Here is a 23,622-nt window from a genome sequence, read left to right as displayed (position 1 = left end):
GTACGCGCAACGGCGGCCGCGCTCCCTCGGGAGGGAGCGCGGCCGCCGCCGTACGTACGGGTGCGCGTCAGCCGAGGCCGCGCGAGTCCTGCTTGAGGGCCGTGTCGACGGTCAGGGCCGTCGCCACCACCAGGCTCAGGAGCGGCTCCGGGAGCTGGAAGTGGATCTGGAGGACGTAGTTGTCCGCCGTGGTGAACATCGTCTTGGCGAGGCCTTCCCAGGTCTTGGTGATCCGGGCCACCTCGTTGTCGGTGTGGTCGACGATCGAGAAGTTCCAGGCACGCCAGTTCTCCGCCTTGATGGCACCGACCTGCTGGCCGTTGGCCATCATCGCGAAGTTGATCTTCCCGAAGACGTTCTGCTGGACGATCTCGCCGACCTGCTGGCCGTCCGGGCGCTCCACGACGACCCGCGACTTCATGAACTTGCGGGGGCGGGTCAGGCGCAGCTGCGGCTGTCCGTGGACGTCGCGGATCTCCAGCGTGTGCGTCATGAACTGATCGAGGCTGGAGACGAAGCGGGCGACCTTCTTGAGCGCGCTCTGGTCGACCTGGGTGACCGAACCGAGCTGGTTGCCCGCCTGGTCCATGACCTTGTACTCGTTGGTCAGCTCGATGAGCTTGGCCTTCTGGTTCACCACCAGGACCGGCTCGGTGAACAGGCTGCCGCCGCCCTGCGCGGTCGGCGTGATGCCCGCCTGCTGCTGGACCTGGCGCTGGACCTTCGCCGGGTCGGCCGCCGGGGCCGCCTGCTGCGGCGCGGCGAAGGGCGCCTGCTCGGCGACGGCCTGGGCGGGGGCGGGCGCCGCCGGGCCCGCCTGGGAGGGGACCTGCTGGCCGGGCGCGCCCTGCTGGGCCGCCGTGGTGTGGTCGGTCCACTGCGCGCCGTCCCACCAGCGGAGCAGCTGGGAGGCGCCCTGGGGATCCGGGTACCAGCCTGCAGGAGTGTTCGATTGCGTTGTCACCCGGGCACACTACCCCGCCCCCCTGTGGGCTCCGCCAGCCCCGCGTTCCGCTCAGTGGAACGGTGTGAGCAGCACCTCCACCCGCAGCTCCCCGTCGGCCTCGCGCGCCGCCACCGTCCCCACCCGCCCCGCCGCCCGGACGTCCCGCTCCGCGAGGGCGAACCGGCCGAGCGTCTCGCGCGGGGCCCACAGCTCGACGGCCGCGGCCTCGGCCCGCAGGGAGAGGCGGGCGAGGGACTTGGCCTTGCGGACGTGCGCGATGACCTCACCGGCCGTCGCGAGGACCCTTGGGTCCGCGTCCCCGGCGAGCTCCCGCAGCGCGTCGGCCGACGGCCACGCGGCCCGGTGGACGCTGCCGTCCGCGTACCAGGACCGGACCTCCTCGGTGACGAAGGGCAGGACGGGCGCGAGCAGCCGCACCACCGTGTCCAGGGCGGTGTGCAGCGTCGCCCGGGCCGAGTCGCGCGCCGACGCGCCGCCGTGGTCGCCGTACGCGCGGGCCTTGACCAGCTCCACGTAGTCGTCGCAGAAGCGCCAGAAGAACTGTTCGGCGCGGTCCAGGGCGCGGGCGTGGTCGAAGGCGTCGAAGGCGGCCGTGGTCTCCTCGACGGCCGTGGCGAGCTCGGCGAGCAGGGCGAGGTCCAGTGGCTCGGTCGCCGCGGCGGCGCCCGGGTCGGCGCCGATGCCGAGCACGAACTTCCCGACGTTGAGGAGCTTCGTCGCGAGCCGCCGCCCGACCTTCATCCGGCCGACGTCGAAGGCGGTGTCCGTGCCGGGGCGCGCGCTCGCCGCCCAGTAGCGCACCGCGTCGGAGCCGTGCCGGTCGAGCAGGTCCGTGGGCGTGACGGTGTTGCCCTTGGACTTCGACATCTTCTTGCGGTCGGGGTCGAGGATCCAGCCGGAGATCGCGGCGTGCCGCCACGGCAGGGCACCGTGCCCCGCGTGGGCGCGCACGACCGTGGCGAACAGCCAGGTGCGGATGATCTCGTGGGCCTGCGGGCGCAGGTCCATCGGGAAGACTCCGGCGAACAGCTCCGGGTCGGTCAGCTGCCGCCCGGCGATCTGCGGCGTGAGCGAGGAGGTGGCCCAGGTGTCCATGACGTCGGGGTCGCCGGTGAAGCCGTACGGCTCGCCGCGCTGGTGCTCCGCGTAGCCGGGCGGGGTCTGCGCGCTGGGGTCGACAGGCAGCGCGGCCGCGTCCGGGACGATCGGGCGGGTGTGGTCGGGGCTGCCGTCGCCGTCGAGCGGGTACCACAGCGGGACGGGGACGCCGAAGAACCGCTGGCGGCTGATCAGCCAGTCGCCGTTGAGGCCGCCGACCCAGGCGTCGTAGCGGACCTTCATGTGCGGCGGGTGCCACTGGAGCTCCGCGCCGCGCGCGAGGAGCGCGGCCCGCAGCCGCTCGTCCCGGCCGCCGTTGCGCACGTACCACTGGCGGGTGGTGACGATCTCCAGGGGCTTGTCGCCCTTCTCGAAGAACTTCACCGCGTGCGTGACGGGGCGGGGCTCGCCGTGCAGTGCGCCGTCGGCGCGCAGCAGCGCGACGACGCGCTCCCGCGCGGTGTGCGCGGTGGCGCCCGCCAGTTCCGCGTACGCGGCGCGGGCCTCCGGCGAGGTCAGACCGCTCGGCGCGGTCGCGAGGAAACGGCCGTCCCAGCCGATGACCGGCCGGGTGGCGAGCCGCAGTTCGCGCCACCAGGTGACGTCCGTGGTGTCGCCGAAGGTGCACACCATCGCGATGCCCGTGCCCTTGTCGGGCGCCGCCAGGTGGTGGGCGACGACGGGGACCTCGACGCCGAACAGCGGGGTGCGCACGGAGGTGCCGACCAGGTCGCGGTACCGCTCGTCGTCCGGGTGCGCGACGAGGGCGACGCAGGCGGGCAGGAGTTCGGGCCGGGTGGTGTCGACGAGGACCGTGGCGCCCTCGGGGCCGCGGAAGCCGATCCGGTGGTACGCGCCCGGCCGCTCCCTGTCCTCCAGTTCGGCCTGCGCGACGGCCGTGCGGAAGGTGACGTCCCACAGCGTGGGCGCCTCGGCCGGGTAGGCGTCGCCGCGCGCCAGTTCGTCGAGGAAGGCGCGCTGGGAGGCCGCGCGGGCCGGGGCGCCGATGGTCCGGTACGTCCACGACCAGTCGACGGACAGACCGAGCGCGCGCCACAGCTCCTCGAAGGCCCGCTCGTCCTCGGCGGTGAGGCGCTCGCACAGCTCGATGAAGGTGCGCCGGGAGACGGGGACCTGCCGCTTGCCGGGCCGCTCGGGCGGGGTGAAGTCCGGGTCGTGGGGCAGGGCGGGGTCGCAGCAGACGCCGTAGTGGTTCTGCACCCGGCGCTCCGTGGGCAGGCCGTTGTCGTCCCAGCCCATGGGGTAGAAGACGTTCTTGCCGCACATGCGCCGGTAGCGGGCGACGGCGTCGGTGTGCGTGTAGGAGAAGACGTGGCCGACGTGCAGGGAGCCGCTCACCGTGGGCGGTGGGGTGTCGATGGAGAAGACCGTGTCACGCGGGCCCGTGCGGGCGGCGTCCGCGTCGAAAGCGTATACGCCGTTCTCTTCCCACCGCCGGGACCACTTCTCTTCCAGACCGTCGAGGACGGGCTTGTCCGGGGCGCCGCTCGGGCGGGGGGTGCGGGTCATGCTCCCGCATGCTAACCGCGCTCCCCGCCCGCGGGCTCGCCCTTTTCCGCGGCCCTCAGCGGGCCGTGGCGAGGGCCGGGTCGCTCGTTCCCGGTTCGCCGGTCTCCACGTGGCCCGCGAGGCGGCGGAGGAAGCCGGGGTCGGTGTCGGCCAGGACGGTCAGGTCGTACCAGCGCCTACTGGCGCGCAGGTCGACCGTGTGGTGGACGGTCGTTCCGGGCGCGACCCGGACGGTGTCCTTGCGGCCTCCGTAGGCGTTCGTGACCGTGAGCGCGCAGGTCACGGCCCCCGCGTTGGTGAACGTCAGCTGGAGGTTGCCGGTGGCGCGGTCGTGGCGGGCGGTGACCTCGGGCCCCGCCTTCTTGCCGGGACCCTTGAAGGTGCGCAGGAACCCGTTGGGGCCGTGGACGGACAGGTCGTGGCTGCCGCCCGAGTACGCCGAGTTCCAGGCGTCGGAGATCGTCTTCCCGGCCTCGGTCGTATACGTCCAGGGCCCGTCGCCGCGGTTGCCCGAGCGGACGTGGAAGCAGACCCCCGCCGCGTCTCCGCCGCCGAAGGTGAGCCGGAACTTGCCGTCGGCGGGCGTGGCCGCGCCGTCGACCAGCGGCGCGTACGGCAGCGGGCGGGTGCGCCGGGAGCCGGGCTCCTGTTCCGGCAGGGCCGGGCTCGCGGGCGGCTTCGGGAAGTAGTCGGGGTGGCGCGCGTGGTCCGGCGGCTCGTAGCCGGAGGTGCCGGGCAGCGCGGCCGGGGCGGTGTCCCGGCCCGCGAAGTCGAAGGCGGCGGTCAGGTCGCCGCAGACGGCCCGGCGCCACGGCGAGATGTTCGGCTCGCGCACGCCGAAGCGGCGCTCCATGAAGCGGATGATCGACGTGTGGTCGAGCACCTGCGAGCAGACGAACCCGCCGGTGCTCCACGGCGAGACGACGAGCATCGGCACGCGCTGGCCGAGGCCGTAGTGCCCGGCGGCGTACTGGGCGTTGCCGGGGAAGTGGTCGAGCGCGGTGGCGACGGTGGACAGGCCCTGGTTCGCCGAGGAGGGGACGTAGGGCGGCACGACGTGGTCGAAGTACCCGTCGTTCTCGTCGTACGTGATGAACAGGGCGGTCTTCGCCCACACCTCGGGGTTGGCGGTGAGCGCGTCCAGGACCTGCGCGATGTACCAGGCACCGTAGTTCACGGGCCAGTTGGGGTGCTCGCTGAACGCCTCCGGGGCGGCGATCCAGGAGATCTGCGGCAGCCGGTCCGCCTTGACGTCGGCCTTCAGGATGTCGAAGTAGCCGTCGCCCGCCTTGACGTTGGTGCCGGTGCGGGCCTTGTCGTAGAGGGGGTTGCCGGGCTTGGCGCCGCGGAAGGTGTTGAAGTAGAGCAGGGAGTTGTCGCCGTAGTTGCCGCGGTAGGCGTCCGCGATCCAGCCCCATTTGCCCGCCGCGTCCAGGCCGTCGCCGATGTCCTGGTAGACCTTCCAGGAGATCCCGGCCTTCTCCAGGCGCTCGGCGTACGTGGTCCAGCCGTAGCCCGCCTCCTGGTTGCCGAGGACGGGGCCGCCACCGGTGCCGTCGTTTCCGACGTGCCCGGTGAGCATGTAGTAGCGGTTGGGGTCGGTGGCCCCCATGAACGAGCAGTGGTAGGCGTCGCAGATGGTGAAGGCGTCGGCGAGCGCGTAGTGGAAGGGGATGTCCCCGCGCGTGAGGTACGCCATGGTCCGCTCGGACTTGGCGGGGATCCACTGGTCGTACGCGCCGTTGTTGAACGCCCGGTGGCCGCCCGCCCAGTCGTGGTCGAGCCCGGCGATGAACTGCATGCCCAGGTCGTCCGCGTCCGGATGGAACGGAAGGACCTCCTTGGCGCCGCTCTTCTGGTGCCACACCGGCTTGCCGCCGGGCAGCGTCACCGGGCGGGGGTCGCCGAAGCCGCGCACGCCCTTGAGGGTGCCGAAGTAGTGGTCGAAGGAACGGTTCTCCTGCATCAGGACGACGATGTGCTCCACGTCCTCGATGGAGCCGGAGCGGCGCCGGGCGGGCAGGGACGCGGCGCGGCCGATGCTCTCGGAGAGGGCGGAGAACGCGGCGGTGCCGCCGGCGAGTTGCAGGAACCGGCGCCGGTTGAGTTCGGGCATGGGAAAGGGACCTCACGTGAAGTGGGGGGCGTGGGCGGATGCAGTGTGCCAAGGGAGTCAGGCTGACGGAAGGGGTGGGCGGTGCGATGACCGCCGCGTGACCGGAAGGCCAACGTTGCGGCCCCGTGAACACTCCGCGGCCGGGGAATGCCCGCACGGCGGTCCGGCCTTGTGATCGTTGGTGCGGTGCCCGGGCGGTGCCCCGGCGATGCCCGGCGCCGCCCGACCCGTCCGAGGAGGAAGCGAGGAGCGCATGGCCAAGGCGTATGTGTACACCCGGCACGGCGGACCCGAGGTGGAGGCCCTCATCGACCGGGAGCCGCCGCGGCCGGGCCCGGGACAGCTGCTCGTGGCCGTACGGGCCGCGGGCGTCAACCCCGTCGACCACAAGCTCCGCGGCGGCTACCGCAGGCCGGGCCAGGCGCCCGCCGCACTACCGGAAGTCCTGGGCAGCGAGGCGGCGGGCGTCGTGACGGAGGTGGGCCCGGACGTCACCGGGTTCGCCGTCGGGGACCCGGTGTTCGGGTCCACGCTGACGGGCGGGTACGCCGAGTACACGCTGCTTCCGGTGGCGGTCGCCGCGCACAAGCCGGAGGGTCTCTCGTTCGCCGAGGCGGCGGCCCTGCCCGTCGCCGCCGCGACCGCGTACGACGGCGTCCGCCAGCTCGCCCTGCCGGCCGGGGCCACGCTCCTGGTCACGGGCGTCGGCGGCGGGGTCGGCGGCTTCGTGGCACGGCTCGCCCGCCACGAGGGGCTGCGCGTCATCGGCACCGCGAGCGACGGCAAGAAGGAGTACGTCGAGTCGCTCGGCGTCACCCACGTCGCGCCGGGACCCGACCTCGTGGAGCGGGTCCGGGCCCTGGCGCCGGACGGCGTCGACGGCGTCTTCGACCTGGTCGGCGGCGACCACCTGCGGACCGTCGCCGAGCTCGTGGCGGACCGCACGAAGCTGATCACCGCGGGCGGCAAGGGAATCGTCGGCGAACTGGGCGGCTCCCCCGTCGCCCGGGCCCGCACCGCCGAGGTCCTGGACGCGGTGGCCGCGCTCGCCGCGGCGGACGTGCTGCGCCCGCACCTCACGGCCGTCTATCCGCTCGGGCGTGCGGGCGAGGCCCTGCGGTCCGTCGAGTCGGGGCACGCGCGCGGCAAGGTCGTGATCGAGGTCGGCCCGTGACGGGCGGCGCGCACCCCCTGGACAACCCCGGGCTCGCCTCCCTGACCGGCCCGCACGCCCGGTTCGCCGAGCGGCGCGGGCGCGTGGTGCGCTACCCCGTGGACGTCTCGCCCTGGCTCGGCCTGCCCGCCGAGCCGGACGCGGCGGACTGGGCGGACCTGGCCGCCTTCGCCGGGGCCGACGGGTCGGTGCCGCTGCCCGGCGTCGCCGCCCGGGTGCCCGCGGGCTGGGAACTCACCTTCGACGTGGCGGGCGTGCAGCTCGTCGGCGGGGGCGTGGCGGCGGCGCCCGACGCCGACGCGGTGCGGCTCGGGCCCGCCGACGTGCCCGAGATGCTCGACCTCGTCGCGCGCACCCGGCCGGGCCCCTTCCTGCCCCGCACCGTCGAACTCGGCACCTATCTGGGCCTGCGGGAGGGCGGCGCGCTCGTCGCGATGGCCGGGGAGCGGCTGCGGCCGCCGGGGTTCACGGAGATCAGCGCGGTGTGCACCGACCCGGCGTACCGGGGGCGCGGGCTCGCCGCGCGGCTCGTGCGCGCCGTCGCCCACGGCATCCGGGAGCGCGGTGACACGCCCTTCCTGCACACCTCGGCGCGGAACACCGGGGCGATCCGCCTGTACGAGGCCCTCGGCTTCGAGCTGCGGCGCTCCCTCACGTTCCGGGCGGCGCGGCCGCCGCTCGGGGCGGCGGTGGCCGTGGCCACGGCGGCGGCCGCGGCCGCGGCGGCCGAAAACGGGAGGACGGCCGTCCGGTCCGGTTGATAACTTCCGGATCATGGAACCACTCGGCGAGAAAGAGATCCGCGCGTCCCTGGTGAACTGCTCCAAGGGCGAGGCGCGGCGCCTGACGCTGCCCCCGGGGTTCGCCGAGACCCCCTGGGACGACCTCGACTTCCTCGGCTGGCGCGACCCCAAGGCGCCCGAGCGCGGCTATGTGGTCGCGCGACGGCAGGGCGCGGCGGGCGAGCTCGTCGGGGTGGCCCTGCGGGCGTCCGCGGGGGCGCGCCGGAGCCTGCTCAAGTCCAGCATCTGTTCGGTGTGCGTGACCCCGCAGGCCGGGTCGGGGATCACGCTGTTCGTGGCGCCCCGCGCGGGCGAGGCGGGGCGCCAGGGCAATTCGGTGGGGCTCTACATCTGCGCCGACCTCGCCTGCTCGCTGTACGTACGGGGCAAGAAGACGTCGGCCCTGGCCCGGCGGTTCGAGGAGAGCCTGAGCCTTCAGGAGCAGAACGAGCGGACGCTCCGCAACCTCCACGGCTTCCTGGACCAGGTCCGCGCGACCGCCTAGTTACGTCAGATAGGCCAGGGCGGGGTGGGCCTGCTGGTAGGCGTCGGTCAGGCGGCGCGCCACCGTGACCGAGTCGACCAGGGGGTGCAGGGCGAAGGCCTTGACCGCCGCCGCGCGGGAGCGGCTCTCCACCGCGGTGAGCACCTCGCGCTCCACGGCCTTGACCGCGCAGACGAGCCCCACCGCGTGCCCCGGCAGCGGATCCACGGACACCGGGTGCGCCCCGCTCGCGTCGACGAGGCAGGGCGCCTCCACCACGGCGTCCGCGTCGAGCACCGGCAGGGTCGTGCGGTTGCGGACGTTGAGGATCAGTGTGGTCCGCTCGTCGCGGGCGACGGCCCGCATCAGGGCCAGGGCGACGTGCTCGTAGCCGCCGGACTCCAGGTCCTCCGCGGCCCGCTCCCCCGCCCCCGCCGCCTCCCGGCTCGCCGCCATGTACGTCGCCTCGCGTTCGGCGCGGGTGGCGTCCCAGGTCTCCAGGGCGGGCACCGCGGGTCCGCCGAGGGCGTCGTAGAACCGCGCCTGCTGGTCGCGCAGGAAGGCCCCGCGCGTCCGCTCGGCCCGCTGGTAGGCGGCGACGGCCTCGCGGGTGAAGTAGTAGTAGTGCAGGTACTCGTTGGGGATCGCGCCCAGGGCCTTGAGCCAGTCGGCGCCGAAGAGCTTGCCCTCCTCGAAGGACTCCAGGAGGTCCCGGTCGGCGAGCAGGCGCGGCAGTTCGTCGCGGCCGTCGACCCACAGGCCACGCAGCCAGCCCAGGTGGTTGAGGCCCACGTAGTCGGCCCACGCGCGGTCCGGCGCGATCCCGAGGAGGCGCGCGACGCGGCGGGCCAGGCCCACCGGCGAGTCGCAGATGCCGATGACCCGGTCGCCGAGGTGCCGGGACATGGCCTCGGTGACGAGCCCGGCGGGGTTGGTGAAGTTGATGACCCACGCCTCGGGCGCGAGCCGCGCCACGCGCCGGGCGATGTCGAGGGCGACGGGCACGGTCCGCAGGCCGTAGGCGATGCCGCCCGCGCCCACGGTCTCCTGGCCGAGCACGCCTTCGGCGAGGGCGACCCGCTCGTCGGCGGCGCGGCCCTCCAGGCCGCCGACGCGGATCGCGGAGAACACGAAGTCGGTGCCGCGCAGCGCCTCGTCGAGGTCGGTGGTGACCCGCACCGCCGGGGCGTCCGGCACGCCATCGGCCTGCTCGGCGAGCACCCGCGCGATCGCGCCGAGGCGCGCCGCGTCCACGTCGTACAGGACGACGTCGGTGACGCGGCCCTCCTCGTGGTCGTCGAGCAGCGCCCGGTACACCAGCGGTACGCGGAACCCGCCGCCGCCGAGAATCGTCAGCCTCACGTCTGCGCCACCTTGCCCTCCAGTCGCCCTGCGCCGCACAGGGCGCTCCCCTGAACTCCTACCACTTCAGCGGGGCGGCGCGCCGACCGCCCTGCCCGCCCACGGCGGCGCCTGTTCGACGAGGCCCTCGTGCCGCTCCCGCACGGGCTCGGGGAACGGCACCGAACGGCCCCGCTCCCGGTCGACGTGCAGCGCGAGCAGCTCGGTGGTCGCGACGGGCTCGGCGTCCGGCGCGGGCTCGGCCCCGGGCCCCTCGACGACGTACATCGCGTGGGCGAAGTGCAGCCGGCGCGCGAAGGAGCCGAGGACGCGGGTGCGGATCACCAGGTGGGCGCCCTCGGCGACCTGGCGCAGGAGCCGCACGTGGGCCTCGACGGTCCAGAGGGTGGCGCCCGTGGCGGCACGGTAGTCGGCGTGCAGCCCCGTCGCCTCCATCAGGCTGTCCGTGGCGCGGCCGAACGCCACGCCGTAGTGGGCCTCGCTCAGATGCCCGTCGTGGTCGATCCACTCGGGCGGCACGACCCGGCGGTACAGCGGCAGGTCGTGCCGGACTTCCCTGGTCATGCGCTCTCCTCACGGTTCGCTCCGGCGCACGGCAGCTCGCACGGGCGTTTGGGGCGCACCACACTTTCGCATCGGCGTATCACGCGATGGTGTGACCGCGAGCCCCACGCCGCTTCGAGCGGCGCGCCGGGGGTAGTGCCTGGCTGCCGTACGCCCCCTGTCTGAGGAGACATCCGTATGCCGCGGCCGACACGCCCCTTCGAACTGCCGGACTTCTACATGGTGCATCCGGCACGCCTCAATCCCCATGTGGACGAGGCGCGTTCGCACTCCCTGCGGTGGGCGCGCGGGATGGGCATGCTGGAGGGCTCGGGCGTCTGGGAGCAGGCGGACCTGGACGCGCACGACTATCCGCTGCTGTGCGCGTACACCCACCCGGACTGTGACGGCCGCGCGCTGTCGCTGGTCACGGACTGGTACGTGTGGGTCTTCTTCTTCGACGACCACTTCCTGGAGCTGTTCAAGCGCACCCAGGACCGGGAGGGCGGCAAGGCCTATCTGGACCGGCTTCCCGCGTTCATGCCGATGGACGTGGCGACGCCGATGCCGAAGCCCACCAATCCGGTGGAGGCGGGCCTCGCGGACCTGTGGCGGCGCACGGTGCCCCACATGTCCCTCGACTGGCGCGCCCGCTTCGCGGAGAGCACCCGCAACCTCCTGAACGAGTCGCTGTGGGAGCTGTCCAACATCAACGCCCGCCGGGTCGCGAACCCCGTCGAGTACATCGAGATGCGCCGCAAGGTGGGCGGCGCGCCCTGGTCGGCGGGGCTGATCGAGTACGCGACGGGCGCCGAGGTGCCGGCCGCCGTGGCGGACGCGCGCCCGCTGCGGGTCCTCAAGGACACGTTCGCCGACGCGGTGCACCTGCGCAACGACCTGTTCTCGTACCAGCGCGAGGTCGAGGACGAGGGCGAGCTGAGCAACGGCGTCCTGGTCCTGGAGACCTTCCTCGGCTGTACGACACAGGAGGCGGCGGACTCCGTGAACGAGCTCCTCACGGCGCGCATGCAGCAGTTCGAGGACACGCTGTTCACGGAGCTGGCGCCGCTGTTCGCCGAGAAGGCGCTGCCGCCCGGCCAGTGCGCGGACGTCCTCGCGTACGCCAAGGGCCTCCAGGACTGGCAGTCGGGCGGCCACGAGTGGCATCTGCGCTCCAGCCGCTACATGAACGAGGGCGCCACCGCCACGGCCTCTCCGCCGACGGGCCCCTCGGGCATCGGCACCGCCGCGACGGGCGTCAAGGAGCTGCTGTCCGCGACCGGCGCGCAGCGTCAGCGCCGCTTCACGCACCTGCCGTTCCAGCGCGTGGGCCCCTCCCGGATCCCGGACTTCGACCTGCCGTTCACGACGACGCTCTCCCCGCACCTGGAGCGCTCCCGGCGCGAGGTCGTCGACTGGTGTCTGCGGATGGGCCTGCTCCAGCCGCAGCCGGGCGTGCCCGCCTCGCACGTCTGGGACGCGCACAAGCTCGCCCGGTTCGACTTCGCGCTGTGCGCGGCGGGCATCCACCCGGACGCGACCGCCGAGCAGCTGGACCTGGACACCTGCTGGCTGGCGTGGGGGACGTACGCGGACGACTACTACCCGGCGGTGTTCGGCAGGTCCCGCGACCTGCTCGGCGCGAAGGTGTGCACGGACCGCCTCACCCTGTTCATGCCGCTCGACGGCTCCCCTCCCCCGCCCCCGGCCAACTCTCTGGAGCGGGGCCTCGCGGACCTGTGGGCGCGCGCGACCGCCCCGATGGACGCGCAGGGCCGGGCCGCGCTGCGCCGGTCCCTGGTGGAGATGACGGACAGCTGGCTGTGGGAGCTCGCCAACCAGGCGCAGCACCGCGTCCCGGAGCCGGTCGACTACATCGAGATGCGCCGCCACACCTTCGGCTCCGAGTTCACGATGAACCTGAGCCGCCTGGCCCACGGCGGGCCGATCCCGCGCGAGGTCCTCGACAGCGGTCCGCTGCGCACCCTGGAGAGCGCCGCCGCCGACTACGCGGCCCTGATGAACGACGTCTTCTCGTACCAGAAGGAGATCGAGTACGAGGGCGAGCTGCACAACGCCGTGCTCGTCGTGCAGAGCTTCTTCGACTGCGACCACCCCACGGCGCTGCACATCGTCGACGACCTGATGCGGTCACGCATGCGGCAGTTCCAGCACGTGGTGACGCACGAACTGCCGGTCCTGTGCGCGGACCTCGGCCTGGACGCGCGGACGCGGAGCGCCCTCGACGACCACGTGCGGCACCTGGAGAACTGGCTGGCGGGGATCCACGTCTGGCACCGCGACTGCGGCCGCTACCGCGAGGAACACCTCACGCGCGGGCCCCTGCCGGTGCCCACGGGGCTCGGCATGGAGGTCGTGCGCCCCGCCTGGCTGCGGGAGCTCGCCGCCACGCCCCGGCCCCTCCCGGCCTGAGCGGGTGCCGCCCTCAGGGGTGGCCGTCGCCGCTGTGGACCTGGCGGTACTCCTGCGCCGTCGGCTTGGGCACCTGGGTGCCGGGGCCGTACATGGCGCGGGAGAGCCGGGCCCGCAGCCGGTCGGTGCGGGGGACCTTGCGGGCCACGCCGTTCGCGTCGACGAGCGGCCCGACCTCGAACGGCACGGGCTGCTCGTGGGCGGTGAGCGTGTACCGCTCGGCCTGGCTGAGCGGCTGGTGGACCTCCACGTACTCGCCGTGCGGGAGGCGCTTGATGATGCCGCTCTCCCTGCCGTGCAGCACCTTGGCGCGGTCGCGCCGCTGAAGGCCCAGACAGACCCGGTAGGTGACGGCGTAGGCGAGCGGCGGCACTACGAAGAACGCGATCCGCACGAACCACGTGATGGCGTTGATGGACAGGTGGAAGTGCGTCGCCCAGATGTCGTTGCCGCCGCCGACCATGAGCACCCCGTACAGGGACAGCCAGGCGACGCCGAACGAGGTGCGCGCGGGCGCGTTGCGCGGCCGGTCCGCGATGTGGTGTTCGCGGCGGTCCTTGGTGACCCAGGCCTCCGCGAACGGGTACGCCGCGATCACCATCATGATCAGCGGGAACAGCGCGAACGGGATGAAGACGCCCAGTTCGAGCGTGTGCCCCCAGGCGTTGATCTCCCAGCTCGGCATCACCCGGATCAGGCCCTCGGAGAACCCGAGGTACCAGTCGGGCTGGGCTCCGGTGCCGACCATGTCGGGCCGGTAGGGGCCGAGCGCCCACACGGGGTTGATGGTGGCGAGGGCGCCCATGAGGGCGAGGACGCCGAAGACGAGGAAGAAGAAGCCGCCCGCCTTGGCGACGTAGACGGGGAAGAAGGGCGCCCCGATGACGTTGCGCTCGCTGCGGCCGGGGCCCGCGAACTGGGTGTGCTTGTGGTAGAAGACCAGGATCAGATGGGCCACGACCAGGCCCAGCATGATCCCCGGCAGCAGCAGCACGTGCACCGCGAACAGCCGCGGAATGATGTCGTGCCCCGGGAACTCCCCGCCGAAGAGGAAGAAGGAGACGTACGTCCCCACGACGGGGATCGACAGGATGGCGCCCTGCGCGAAGCGCACGCCGGTGCCGGACAGCAGGTCGTCGGGGAGCGAGTAGCCGGTCAGTCCGGTGATCAGGCCGAGCATCAACAGGGTCCAGCCGAACAGCCAGTTGAGCTCGCGCGGCTTGCGGAAGGCGCCGGTGAAGAACACCCGCATCATGTGCACCAGCATGCCCGCGACGAACACGAGCGCCGCCCAGTGGTGGATCTGCCGGATGAGCAGTCCGCCGCGCACCTCCATGCTGATGTCGACGGTCGACTCGTAGGCGCGCGTCACCAGGACGCCCTTCAGCGGTACGTACGTGCCGTTGTACTCGACCTCCATGCCGCTCGGCTCGAAGAACAGGGTCAGCCAGACGCCGGTGAGGATGAGGATCAGGAAGCTGTAGAGGCAGATCTCGCCGAACATGAACGACCAGTGGTCCGGGAAGACCTTGCGCAGCTGTGACTTGCCGAGGGTGTGGATGCCGAGGCGGCCGTCGGCCCAGTCGGCGAGGCGCTCGCCCTTGGCGGGCGGGGTGGGGCGTCCGTCCTGACCGTGGTCCTGGGTGCGTTCGCTCATGCGGCTCCCCCCTCGGGCGGCTACCAGCGTAGGCGCGCGTCCGGGCTGGGCCAACAGTGCGCACGTCCCCACGAGTCGAGGTGGCCGGTGGTCACCACTCCGCGAACGAGCCGTCCGGCTGGCGCCACACCGGGTTGCGCCAGGCGTGCCCGCGCCGGTCCGCGGCCCGCACCGCGGCCTCGTCGATCTCCACACCGAGGCCCGGCAGGTCCGTGCGGTGCGCATGGCCGTCGGTGAAGCGGAACGGCTCGGTGTCCACGACGTACGACAGCAGGTCGGCGTCCTTCTTGTTGTAGTGGATGCCCCGGCTCTGCTCCTGGATGAGGAAGTGGGGCGTGACCCAGGCGACCTGGAGGCTCGCGGCCAGGGCGATCGGGCCGAGCGGGCAGTGCGGGGCGAGCAGCGCGCCGTAGGTCTCGGCGAGCGCGGCGATGCGCAGCACCTCCGTGATGCCGCCCGCGTGGCTGAGGTCGGGCTGGGCGACGGCAATGCCCGCGGTGAGCGCGGGCAGGAAGTCGGCGCGGCCGTAGAGCCGTTCACCGGTGGCGAGGGGCACGGGGCTCGCGGCGACCAGGCCCGGCAGGAGATGCGCCTGGTCGGGAAGGAGCGGCTCCTCGGCGAACAGCGGGTGCAGCGCGGCCAGTTCGGGCAGGAGGCGGCGGGCGCTCGCGGGGGTGAGGCGGCCGTGGAAGTCGACGGCGACGTCGCGGTGCGCGCCGAGCACCTCGCGGGCGACGGCGACCCGCTCGACGACCGCCGCCGTCTCGGCGGGGGTGGTGAGGGGCGACGTCACCCCCGCCGCGTTCATCTTGACCGCCGTGAAGCCCGCGTCGACCTGCGCGGCGACCTGTTCGGCGAGCGCGCTCGGCTCGTCGCCGCCCACCCAGGCGTACACGCGCGCCCGCTCCCGCACGGGCCCGCCGAGCAGCGCGTGCACGGGCGCGCCGTACGCCTTGCCCGCGATGTCCCACAGCGCCTGGTCCAGGCCCGCGACGGCGCTGGAGAGCACCGGGCCGCCGCGGTAGAAGCCGCCCTTGCTGAGCACCTGCCAGTGGTCCTGGATGCGCGCGGGGTCCTTGCCCAGCAGATACTCGGCGAGGACGTCGACGGCGGCGCGCACGACCTCGGCGCGGCCCTCCACGACGGGCTCGCCCCAGCCGACGACGCCGTCGTCGGTCTCCACGCGGCAGAACAGCCAGCGCGGCGGGACGAGGAAGGTTTCCACCCGGGCGATCTTCAACTGCCGCTCCTTCGAAGCCTCTCGGGGTCAGGCCGAGTCCTTCACCACGCTCCAGCCGCCGTCCACGACCAGGCTCGTGCCGGTGACGTACGAGGCCTCGTCCGCGGCGAGGAACGCGATGGCCGCCGCCACCTCCGCGGGCGAGCCGAACCGGCGGGCCGCGGTGCCCACGACGCTCCGCTGCCGGTCCTCCTCGGTCATCCGGTCCCAGGCGGGCGTCAGGATCGGTCCCGGCAGCACCGCGTTGACGCGCACCTCGGGCCCGTACTCGACGGCGAGCTGCCCGCACAGGGACACCAGGGCGCCCTTGCTCGCCGCGTACCCGGGGTGGCCGGGGATGCCGTGGGTGGCGTGCACGGATGAGGTGACGACGACCGCGCCGCGGTGCGCGCGCAGATCGGCCAGGGCCGCCTTGACGCCGAGGAAGGCACCGGTGACGTTCACGGCGAGCTGGTGCTCGAAGGACGCCCGGGTCATCGCGTGCGCGGGGGCGATCTCGGAGGCGTAGGCGTTGCTGACGAGGACGCCGACCGGGCCGAAGCCGTGGGCGGCGGCGAGGACGCGCTCCCAGTCGGCGGCGTCGGCGACGTCGGCGCGGACGAAGGCCGCCCGTCCGCCGCCGGCCCGGATGCCCTCGGCGACGGCCGTGCCGCGCTCGGCGGCCACGTCGGCGACGACCACGGCGGCGCCCTCCCCGGCGAGGCGCACGGCGGTGGCGGCGCCGATGCCGGAGGCGGCGCCGGTGACGACGGCCACCCGGTCGGTGAAGCGAGCGCTTGCGTGCATGGCGAGGTCGTCCCCTTCTGCGGAGGGCGGCCGTCCCCTCCGGCGGCGGGCCACTGCGTTCGCACGCACGGTACCCCGCGCGGGTGCGCGAACGGCCGCACGGCGCCGCGCGCGGGTGCGGGGCGACGGTGTGAACCGCGCGGCCGGTCCTATCCTGGAGTACTGTTCCGCGCCGCCGGGGAACAGTCGCCGGGGGGGCGGGACGGGCCGAACGCTCCAAGCAACCGGGGGAATTGATGTCAGGCTCGGCGTGTACCAGGGTGCTCCTGGTCGATTCGCATCCCATCTCACTGACGGGGCTCCGCACCATCCTCGACGGCTGTCCCGATCTCGACGTGGTCGCCGTCGCCGAGGACGGGCCGGGCGCCGCGGTCCGCTTCCGCGAGCTGCGGCCGGACGTCGTCGTGGTCAACTCGCACACCGGCGCGGCGGAGGCGCTCGCCTGCGTGTGCGCGCTGTCCCGCCCGGCCCCGCCGCGGCCCGCGAACGTCCTGGTGCTGCTCGACAACGTGGACGCGGCGGCCGGGCAGGTCCTTCGGGCCGGCGTGCGCGGCCTGCTGTCCAGCGCGAGCGGCTCCGGCGAGCTGGCCGCCGCCGTGCGCGCCACGGCGGCGGGGCGCCCCGCGGGCGGACCCGCGCGGGCGCCCGGCGGCGCGGGCCCGCTGCGCCGCCTCACCGACCGGGAGACCGAGGTCTTCAGGCTGGTCGCGCGGGGCTTCAGCAACGCGGAGATCTCCCGGGAGCTGACGCTCAGCGAGAGCACCGTGAAGTTCCACATCCAGCGGATCATGGAGAAGCTGGGGCTCCGCAACCGGGTGCACGCGGTGATCTTCGCCTATGAGAAGGAGCTGATCCGCGTCGGCTCCTGAGCCGCCCCCGGCCGGCCCGTCACCGCGCGGGGCGGGCGGGCGCCGGCAGGATCTGCCGCAGCTTCGGCGACGGGTGCCAGTCGCGCTTCCACTCGCGCGGGTAGCCCACCGACACCTCCTCGTGCCGGATCCCGTCGTGCCAGGTGGTGCGGGGCACGTGCAGATGTCCGTAGACCACCGCCGCCGCGCGGTAGCGCACCGGCCAGTCGGCGGTGGCCTCCGTGCCGCACCACAGGGCGAACTCGGGGTAGCGCAGGATCCGGGTGGGCTCGCGCACGACCGGCCAGTGGTTGATCAGGACCGTCGGCAGGCCGGGGTCGACCGCGTCGAGCCGCTCCTTGGTGATCGCGACCCGGGCCCGGCACCAGTCCTCGCGGCTCGGGTACGGGTCCGGGTGCAGCAGCACCTCGTCCGTGCAGACGACCCCGGTCTCGTACGCGTACTCCAGCGCGTCGCGCTTCGCGTACGTCCCCTCGGGCCGGAACGTGTAGTCGTAGAGGAGGAAGAGCGGTGCGATGGTCACCGGGCCGCCCTCGCCGCGCCAGACCGGGAAGGGGTCCTCCGGGGTCAGCACGCCCAACTCGCGGCAGAGCTCGACCAGGTGGCGGTAGCGGGGCTCGCCGCGCAGCTGGTTGGGGTCGTCCCTGGGCGTCCACAGCTCGTGGTTGCCGGGCGACCAGATCACGGTGTCGAAGCGCTCGGCGAGGGTGCGCAGCGACCACTCGATGTCGGCCGCCATCTCCGCGACATCACCGGCGACTATCAGCCAGTCGCCCTCGTGTTCCGGCCAGAGCTCGTCGACGAACTTCCTGTTTTCGGGATACGCCACGTGCAGGTCACTGATGGCGAACAGCCTCGGTGCCCTCCGTGGTGCTGCAGATGTCGTCACCAAGTGAGGCTAACCGAAGGGGCTGGATCTCCCCTAGCCCGGCCGGGATAGTGGGCCGGGGACCCGGAAGCGCGACCGCAGAGGGGGCTGGGTTGGACGCGGGCACGACAGCGGGCCTACGGATCGCGGCTTCGGTCGTGGTGCCGCTCGTGAAGCGCCTCCTGCTGCCGCCGAAGGGCGGCCCCGGCGCGGAGTTCGGCGAGCGGCCGGTGCGGCTCGGCCGGCTCCTGTCCTTCACCGGCGACCGCCGCACCCTCAGCGAGGCCGACCTCTACCAGCTCGCGCGGGAGCTGGTGCGCCGCGCCGTCCGCGCGGCGGGCCCGCACGACCCGCCCATCGCCCCCGACGAGCAGAACGCCGTGGGCTACGCGCTCGGCCACACCCTGCGCGCCCTCGGCGACCTCGACATGGACGACGTCCAGGCCTTCGGCCTCGGCCCGCAGAAGCTCGCCGAGGCCCTGGTGCGGGCCAGCGCCCCGGAGACCCGGGCGCTGCTGAGCTCCGACGCCGCGCACCTGCACGACCGGCTGCTCGTCACCGCCTGTCTGCACCTGATCCACCAGTTCAGCAAGCGCCCCGGCTTCGAGGCCCGCACCCAGGTCGAGCTGCGCCGCGCCCTGAGCGAGCAGAAGGAGCAGCTGCGGCTGCTCCTCCAGCGGCTGCCCGCCACCGCCGTCGAGGACACCGCCTTCGAAGGGCGCTACGCCCGCTACGTCGCCGCCCAGCACAGCACCCTGACCCTCCACGGCGTGGACCTGCACGACGCGCAGAGCCAGGCCTGGCCCCTGGAGACCGCCTATCTGAGCCTGGAGGCGGTGCCCGCGCGCGACCCGGCCGAGCCGGTGCCCGGGTCCGGCAACGGCTACGCCGACGGGGACCCCGGCGGCGCCGACCCCGACTCCGAGCGCGCCACAGGCCCGGTCGAGGCCGCGCTCGCCGGGCACGACCGCGTCCTGCTGCGCGGCGTCGCGGGCACCGGCAAGACCACCCTGGTGCAGTGGCTCGCCCTCACCACCGCCCGGCAGGAGGGGGTGCCCGGCCATCTGCCGCAGCTCCTCGGCCGGGTGCCGTTCGTGCTGCCGCTGCGCACCCTCGCCCGCGAGGACGCCGAACTGCCCGTGCCCGACGGCTTCCTGCGCTGGATCGGCTGCCCCCTGACGGGCACCGAGCCCGCGGGGTGGGCGGTGCGGGTCCTCCAGGCCGGCCGTGGCGTGCTCCTGATCGACGGCGTGGACGAGATCCCGGAGGCGGAGCGCCCCCGCGCGCGGGCCTGGCTCGCCACCCTGCACGCCGCCTTCCCCGGCAATCTGTGGCTCGTCACCACCCGGCCTTCGGCGCTGCCCCGGGACTGGCTGGGCCGCGAGGGGTTCCGCGAGTTCACGCTCACGCCGATGCGGCCCGGGGACGTCCGGCGGTTCGTGCGGCGCTGGCACGAGGCCGCGGGCGCGGACGAGGAGCTCGCCACGACCCTGCTGCGGTCGGTGCGCGCCAGCCCGGAGCTGAGCCACCTCGCCACCAACCCGCTGCTGTGCGCGCTGATCTGCGCCCTGCACCGCGAGCGCAGGGGCTTCCTGCCGCAGGGCCGGGTGGCGCTGTACGAGGCGGCGCTCTCGATGCTCCTGGAGCGCCGGGACCGCGAGCGCGACCTGTACGGCAGGCTCCCGCCGAAGCTGGACGAGAAGTCCGCGACGGAGCCACTGAAGCGGTTCGCGTACTGGCTGATCCGCAACGAGCGCACCCGGCTGAAGCGGCAGACCGCCGTCGACCTCCTGGACAAGCTGCGCCCATCGGTGCCGCAGCTGGCCCGGGCCGGGAGCGCCGAGGACGTGCTGCGGCTGCTCCTGGACCGCTCCGGGCTGCTTCGCGAACCGGCGTCGGACGCCGTGGATTTCATCCACCGCACCTTCCAGGACTTCCTCGGCGCGAAGGCCGCCCTGGAGGAGCACGACATCGGGGCGCTCGTCGCGCACGCGCACCTGGACCCCTGGGAGGACGTCGTGCAGATGGCCGTCGCGCAGGCCCGGCCCGACGAGCGCGCCGAGCTCCTGACGCGGCTGACGGGCCGGGCCGACCGCGAGGACGACGACGGGGTGCGCACCCGGCTCCGTCTGCTCGCCCTCGCCTCGCTCGACCAGGCCACCCGGCTCGACCCGGCCGTCCGCGCCACCGTCGAGGAGCGGGCCGCGCAGCTCCTTCCGCCGCGCGGCATGCGCGAGGCGCGGGCCCTCGCCGAGACCGGCACGCTGCTGCTCGGCCTGCTGCCCGCCGCCGACGCCCTGACCGGCGACGCCGAGGTGACGACGGTGCACGCCATCTGCCGCATCGGCGGCGACGCGGCGCTCGCCCGCCTCCGCGACTTCCTGGCCACGCCGCAGCCCGCGGTGCGCGCCCAGCTCCTCGCCCACTGGGACCGCTTCGACACCGACGCCTACGCCGAGGAGATCGTGCGGCCCCTGCTCGCCGCCGGCGCCGCCGAGGCCGTCACGGTCCGCTCGCCCGCCGAGCTGAAGGCGCTCAGCGCCCTGTCCGGATACGAACGCGTGGCCCTGCAGGGCGACTTCAGCGAGCAGGACATCCTGGGCGCACTCGCCCCCGGCACGCTGCGCGAGCTGCGCCTGCGCGGCAACCTGCGCCTCACCGGCCTCGACTTCCTCGCCGCGTTCCCCGCCCTGGAGACGCTCGCCCTGCACGGCTGCCGCGCCGTCAGCGACACCGCACCGCTGACCCGCCTTCCGCTCCTTCGCCGGCTCACCCTCGCCGACCTGCCCCAACTGGAGCCGCTCGCCCGGCTCTCGTCCTGCCCGAGCCTGGAGGAGCTGCTGCTCGGCGCGGCCGTGCCGTGGCGAGGTCTGCGCGACCTGCCGCGGCCCGGCGCGCTGCGGCTCCTCGCGCTGCCCCCGGACGCGGTGGAGCTGGCCGCCGTCACGGACCTGACGGAACTGCGCGAGCTGCGTCTGCACAACGCGAGCGACCGGCTGCGGCCCGACGACTGGGACGCGCTGCTCGCCCGGCTGCCCGCCCTGCGCTCGCTGCGCCTGTCCCACGAGCAGCTGAGCATCATGCTGTTCCCGCCCGGCGCGCGCATCCCGCAGCTGACGCGCCTGGAGGTGCGGGCGCGCCCCGGCGCGTCCGTGTCCCTGCGGCGGATCGCCCGCCGTCTGCCCGGCCTTGAGGAGCTGCACCTGACGCTCTTCGACACCGTGGACCTGGTGCACCTCGCGGGTCTGCGCGCGCTGCGCCGGGTGCGCCTGGACTACCCGGGCGAGGTGACCGGGGAGGTGCCCGCGGGGGTGGAGCTCACGGTCCGGCCGCGGTCCTGAGCACCCGACCCCCTGCCCGCAATGTCCTGGCCAGGGAGGTGTGGGAGGTGTAACTTCTTTTGCCTTCGCGGCAGTTGACACGTGGTGGTTGACACCGGCAAGGAGGACGCCCCCGGCCCCGGCGCGAGCGGACGGACAGCAGCGGCAGACAGCGACGGACAGGAGCGGTTTCCGGCGAGATGCACACATCCGAAACACCTCGGCTGTACGCACGCGACCCGCTTCTGCACCACCTCCTCCCCCGGCTCACCGGCCTCGCCTACGCCGAACGCGCCCGCGTGCCCTGGGAGCACGACAAGGACCTGCCGCTGGTGCTGCTCACCGGACGGCACGGCATGGGGCGCACCGCCGTCCTCGCGACCCTGGAGCGGCACTACACGGGGCGGCTGCCGCTCGCCCGCGTCGACACCGCGGCTCAGGGCCTCGTCGTCGAGCTCCTGGAGGAGCTGGTGTGCTCCCTGGCCCCCGACCTGAGCCGACGCTTCCCGCTGCTGCTGCCGGGCCTCGTCGCCGTGTACGGCGGGTACGCCGACGGCGCGGAGCGGGACCGGGCCACCGCGCGCATCGCCCGGCTGCTGCTCGCCTGCCGCCTGGAGTCGGGACCGGAGCCGGGGGTCGCACAGACGTGGGAGACACGGGTGCGGGCGCGGCTCGCGGGGGCGGGGGCCGCGGCTGGAGCGGGGGCCGAGGCCGGGGCGGGAGCTGCTGGGGCCGGGGCGGGGGGTGCGACCGGGGCGGGGACCGAAGCCGGGGCCGGGGCGGGGACCGAAGCCCGGGCCGGGGCGGGGGCCGAAGCCGGGGCGCGAGGCGGTTCCCACGCCGTCGTGCACGCCGTACTCGCCGAGTACTTCGAGCGGTACGCCCGCGCCCGCAGCAGCGCCCCGCTGCGCCAGTGGTACCAGGACCGGTACGCCGAGACGCCCGAGACCTCCGCCGCCGCCCCCGACGGCCAGGGCGGCCCCCGCGGGCTCGAAGGGCTCCTCCGCCTCGCCGATTGGTTCCACCGGGGCGGCGACTACCGGCACGCCGCCGAGCAGACCCTCGTGCACGCCTTCCTGGAGGACGTCGCCGCCGCCCGCACCCGGTGGCAGCGCCTGAACCGCGACCCGCGCCCGCTCGCCCTGCTCGACAACACGCACTCCCCGGCCGGGGCGCGCCTGCTCGACCTCGTCCTGGAGTACCGGGCCCGGCCCGGCGCCGCCCACCACGACCCGCTGGTGGTCGTCGCCACCCGCCTCGGCGACGCGCCCCCGGACGCCACCGAGGCCCTCCACCGCGACCTGCCCGACCTGGTGACGACCACGGGCTGGCGGCGCGCGGGGCACGCGCCGTCCGCGGGCCTGGTCGTGGTGGAGCTCACCCCGCTCAGCCGCGACGACGTCCTGCTGATGCTGGACGCCGCGTCCGCCCCGCTGCACCCGTATCTGGCGTCCGCCCTGCACACCCTCACCGGCGGGCACCCGCTGGCCGGACGGGTCCTGTGCGACGCCGTCCTGGAGCACGCGTCCCGGGCCGGGCCCGCCGCGGCCCCGCTCGCCCCGCGCGATCTGCTCGACCTGACCACCGGGGACGGCCGCCCGGTCTCCGAAGCGATCCTGGAGCGGCTGCTTCCGTCGCCGCACCAGCGCGCCCGGCTCGTCCCGCTCTCGCTGGCCCGCGACAGCACGGCCGCGCAGGCCCTCGCCGCGCATCTGCGCCTGGAGGGCCCCGAGCAGCTGCCCGCGAACGCCGCCGCCGACTATCTGGAGGCCGAGCACTGGCAGCGGGACACCCCGCAGGACCGGCCGCTCGCCGCCGATCCGCTGCTGCACACGCTGCTCGTGCACGAGGCCCGGCGCACCTCGCGGGGCACCGGGTCGCGCCGCGGCTGGCAGGAGATGCACGGCTTCCTGCGCCGGCACCACACCACGCGCGGCGAGGACAGCGAGGCCGACGCGCTGCGGCACACGCTCGCCGCCGGGGACGCGAAGACCGTGGTGGCCGCGCTCTCCGAGGAGTTCCAGGCCGAGCAGGACCGGCTCAGCGCGCTGCGCTGGCTGACCTGTCTGCGGTACGCGGCCACGGCCCCGGCACCGCCCGCGGCCGACTGGGACGACGAGCGGGCCGCGATGGCCGCGGGCGCGCACGACGACCGCTACCGCGACATAGACGAGATCGACCGCTGCATCAACAGGCTGCTGCACGGCCTGTGGTACCTGTCCGACGCCACGGCGGAGCCGGAAGCCGACCTGTGCGACGACATCGGCGCCGAGCTCGCGTTCCTCTCGCTGCGCCACCGCACCTGGCGCGCCGTCCTCGGGCAGGCCGCGAGGACCTGGCCCGCCGCCGCCCGCGACAAGCGCCCCCTGCCGCTGCCCGAACTGTGAGGAAGC

Annotated in this window: 16 protein-coding genes; 7 read left to right on the top strand and 9 right to left on the bottom strand. The window is 74.2% G+C overall.

Annotated features, from left to right (window positions below):
* Nucleotides 1-67 precede the first annotated feature (67 nt).
* From MQV74_RS32985 to MQV74_RS32975, 3 genes are read right to left on the bottom strand one after another with little or no spacing between them, the layout of a single operon-like run.
* The gene (locus tag MQV74_RS32985; protein WP_242726215.1) at nucleotides 68-964 is read right to left on the bottom strand and encodes a phospholipid scramblase-related protein; all 897 of its coding nucleotides are present in this window, start codon (nucleotides 962-964) and stop codon (nucleotides 68-70) included.
* 51 nt (nucleotides 965-1,015) lie between these two features.
* Complete coding sequence (gene valS, locus MQV74_RS32980; protein ID WP_242726205.1) at nucleotides 1,016-3,595, bottom strand: valine--tRNA ligase; 2,580 nt, start codon at nucleotides 3,593-3,595, stop codon at nucleotides 1,016-1,018.
* Between the two features lie 55 nt (nucleotides 3,596-3,650).
* Nucleotides 3,651-5,711, bottom strand: a complete 2,061-nt coding sequence (locus MQV74_RS32975) for a phosphocholine-specific phospholipase C (protein WP_242726197.1) — start codon at nucleotides 5,709-5,711, stop codon at nucleotides 3,651-3,653.
* Between the two features lie 253 nt (nucleotides 5,712-5,964).
* Between MQV74_RS32975 and MQV74_RS32970 the strand changes: the two genes are divergently transcribed.
* Genes MQV74_RS32970 through MQV74_RS32960 form a run of 3 tightly spaced genes read left to right on the top strand, consistent with a single transcriptional unit; the run spans nucleotide 5,965 to nucleotide 8,172 of the window.
* Nucleotides 5,965-6,885: an NADP-dependent oxidoreductase gene (locus MQV74_RS32970; protein WP_242726194.1), complete on the top strand. Its 921-nt coding sequence runs from the start codon at nucleotides 5,965-5,967 to the stop codon at nucleotides 6,883-6,885.
* On the top strand, nucleotides 6,882-7,646 hold the full coding sequence (locus MQV74_RS32965) for a GNAT family N-acetyltransferase (protein ID WP_242726192.1): 765 nt from the start codon (nucleotides 6,882-6,884) through the stop codon (nucleotides 7,644-7,646). The genes MQV74_RS32970 and MQV74_RS32965 overlap by 4 nt, the downstream gene beginning before the upstream one ends.
* A 13-nt stretch (nucleotides 7,647-7,659) precedes the next feature.
* Nucleotides 7,660-8,172, top strand: coding sequence for an FBP domain-containing protein (locus MQV74_RS32960; RefSeq protein WP_242726190.1), 513 nt, complete (start codon nucleotides 7,660-7,662; stop codon nucleotides 8,170-8,172).
* Here the strand turns inward: MQV74_RS32960 and MQV74_RS32955 are convergent, their stop codons facing one another.
* Together MQV74_RS32955 and MQV74_RS32950 are read right to left on the bottom strand one after the other, a co-directional pair.
* Nucleotides 8,173-9,513 carry a 6-phospho-beta-glucosidase gene (locus MQV74_RS32955; protein ID WP_242726188.1) on the bottom strand — a complete coding sequence of 447 codons (1,341 nt, stop codon included), beginning with the start codon at nucleotides 9,511-9,513 and terminating at the stop codon, nucleotides 8,173-8,175. It lies immediately after the preceding gene.
* A gap of 66 nt (nucleotides 9,514-9,579) precedes the next feature.
* Complete coding sequence (locus MQV74_RS32950; RefSeq protein ID WP_242726186.1) at nucleotides 9,580-10,077, bottom strand: thioesterase family protein; 498 nt, start codon at nucleotides 10,075-10,077, stop codon at nucleotides 9,580-9,582.
* Nucleotides 10,078-10,254: 177 nt separating this feature from the next.
* On the opposite strand from MQV74_RS32950, the gene MQV74_RS32945 reads away from it, so the two are divergent.
* On the top strand, nucleotides 10,255-12,489 hold the full coding sequence (locus MQV74_RS32945; protein ID WP_242726184.1) for a terpene synthase family protein: 2,235 nt from the start codon (nucleotides 10,255-10,257) through the stop codon (nucleotides 12,487-12,489).
* A 13-nt stretch (nucleotides 12,490-12,502) separates the two neighbouring features.
* On the opposite strand, the gene qcrB is transcribed toward MQV74_RS32945, so the two are convergent.
* The 3 genes from qcrB to MQV74_RS32930 form a co-directional block, all read right to left on the bottom strand.
* Nucleotides 12,503-14,146 carry a cytochrome bc1 complex cytochrome b subunit gene (qcrB, locus tag MQV74_RS32940; protein ID WP_242726182.1) on the bottom strand — a complete coding sequence of 548 codons (1,644 nt, stop codon included), beginning with the start codon at nucleotides 14,144-14,146 and terminating at the stop codon, nucleotides 12,503-12,505.
* 91 nt (nucleotides 14,147-14,237) lie between these two features.
* The gene (dgoD, locus tag MQV74_RS32935) at nucleotides 14,238-15,386 is read right to left on the bottom strand and encodes a galactonate dehydratase (RefSeq protein ID WP_242726180.1); all 1,149 of its coding nucleotides are present in this window, start codon (nucleotides 15,384-15,386) and stop codon (nucleotides 14,238-14,240) included.
* Nucleotides 15,387-15,413: 27 nt separating this feature from the next.
* Nucleotides 15,414-16,172, bottom strand: a complete 759-nt coding sequence (locus MQV74_RS32930) for an SDR family NAD(P)-dependent oxidoreductase (protein WP_242726178.1) — start codon at nucleotides 16,170-16,172, stop codon at nucleotides 15,414-15,416.
* A 260-nt stretch (nucleotides 16,173-16,432) separates the two neighbouring features.
* Between MQV74_RS32930 and MQV74_RS32925 the strand changes: the two genes are divergently transcribed.
* Nucleotides 16,433-17,041, top strand: a complete 609-nt coding sequence (locus tag MQV74_RS32925) for a response regulator transcription factor (protein ID WP_242726176.1) — start codon at nucleotides 16,433-16,435, stop codon at nucleotides 17,039-17,041.
* A 19-nt stretch (nucleotides 17,042-17,060) separates the two neighbouring features.
* On the opposite strand, the gene MQV74_RS32920 is transcribed toward MQV74_RS32925, so the two are convergent.
* Nucleotides 17,061-17,930 (bottom strand): metallophosphoesterase family protein, encoded by an 870-nt coding sequence (locus tag MQV74_RS32920; protein ID WP_242726174.1) that lies wholly within the window; start codon nucleotides 17,928-17,930, stop codon nucleotides 17,061-17,063.
* Between the two features lie 92 nt (nucleotides 17,931-18,022).
* Here MQV74_RS32920 and MQV74_RS32915 point away from each other — a divergent pair, with 92 nt between their 5' ends.
* Entirely contained in the window at nucleotides 18,023-21,250 is a 3,228-nt protein-coding gene (locus MQV74_RS32915) for an NACHT domain-containing protein (protein ID WP_242726172.1), read from the top strand.
* A 179-nt stretch (nucleotides 21,251-21,429) separates the two neighbouring features.
* On the top strand, nucleotides 21,430-23,616 hold the full coding sequence (locus tag MQV74_RS32910) for an ATP-binding protein (RefSeq protein WP_242726170.1): 2,187 nt from the start codon (nucleotides 21,430-21,432) through the stop codon (nucleotides 23,614-23,616).
* Nucleotides 23,617-23,622: the final 6 nt, after the last annotated feature.

The organism is Streptomyces sp. AN091965, from assembly GCF_022698285.1.
Classification (GTDB): Bacteria; Actinomycetota; Actinomycetes; order Streptomycetales; family Streptomycetaceae; genus Streptomyces.
This window is presented reverse-complemented; position numbering and strand designations above follow the sequence as displayed.

What these genes read in the sequence shown, in the direction of transcription:
- valS (WP_242726205.1), bottom strand. Translation starts at nt 3,595, where the DNA reads ATGACCCGCACCCCCCGCCCGAGCGGCGCCCCGGACAAGCCCGTCCTC.
- MQV74_RS32975 (WP_242726197.1), bottom strand. Translation starts at nt 5,711, where the DNA reads ATGCCCGAACTCAACCGGCGCCGGTTCCTGCAACTCGCCGGCGGCACC.
- MQV74_RS32970 (WP_242726194.1), top strand. Translation starts at nt 5,965, where the DNA reads ATGGCCAAGGCGTATGTGTACACCCGGCACGGCGGACCCGAGGTGGAG.
- MQV74_RS32960 (WP_242726190.1), top strand. Translation starts at nt 7,660, where the DNA reads ATGGAACCACTCGGCGAGAAAGAGATCCGCGCGTCCCTGGTGAACTGC.
- MQV74_RS32950 (WP_242726186.1), bottom strand. Translation starts at nt 10,077, where the DNA reads ATGACCAGGGAAGTCCGGCACGACCTGCCGCTGTACCGCCGGGTCGTG.
- MQV74_RS32945 (WP_242726184.1), top strand. Translation starts at nt 10,255, where the DNA reads ATGCCGCGGCCGACACGCCCCTTCGAACTGCCGGACTTCTACATGGTG.
- qcrB (WP_242726182.1), bottom strand. Translation starts at nt 14,146, where the DNA reads ATGAGCGAACGCACCCAGGACCACGGTCAGGACGGACGCCCCACCCCG.
- MQV74_RS32930 (WP_242726178.1), bottom strand. Translation starts at nt 16,172, where the DNA reads ATGCACGCAAGCGCTCGCTTCACCGACCGGGTGGCCGTCGTCACCGGC.
- MQV74_RS32910 (WP_242726170.1), top strand. Translation starts at nt 21,430, where the DNA reads ATGCACACATCCGAAACACCTCGGCTGTACGCACGCGACCCGCTTCTG.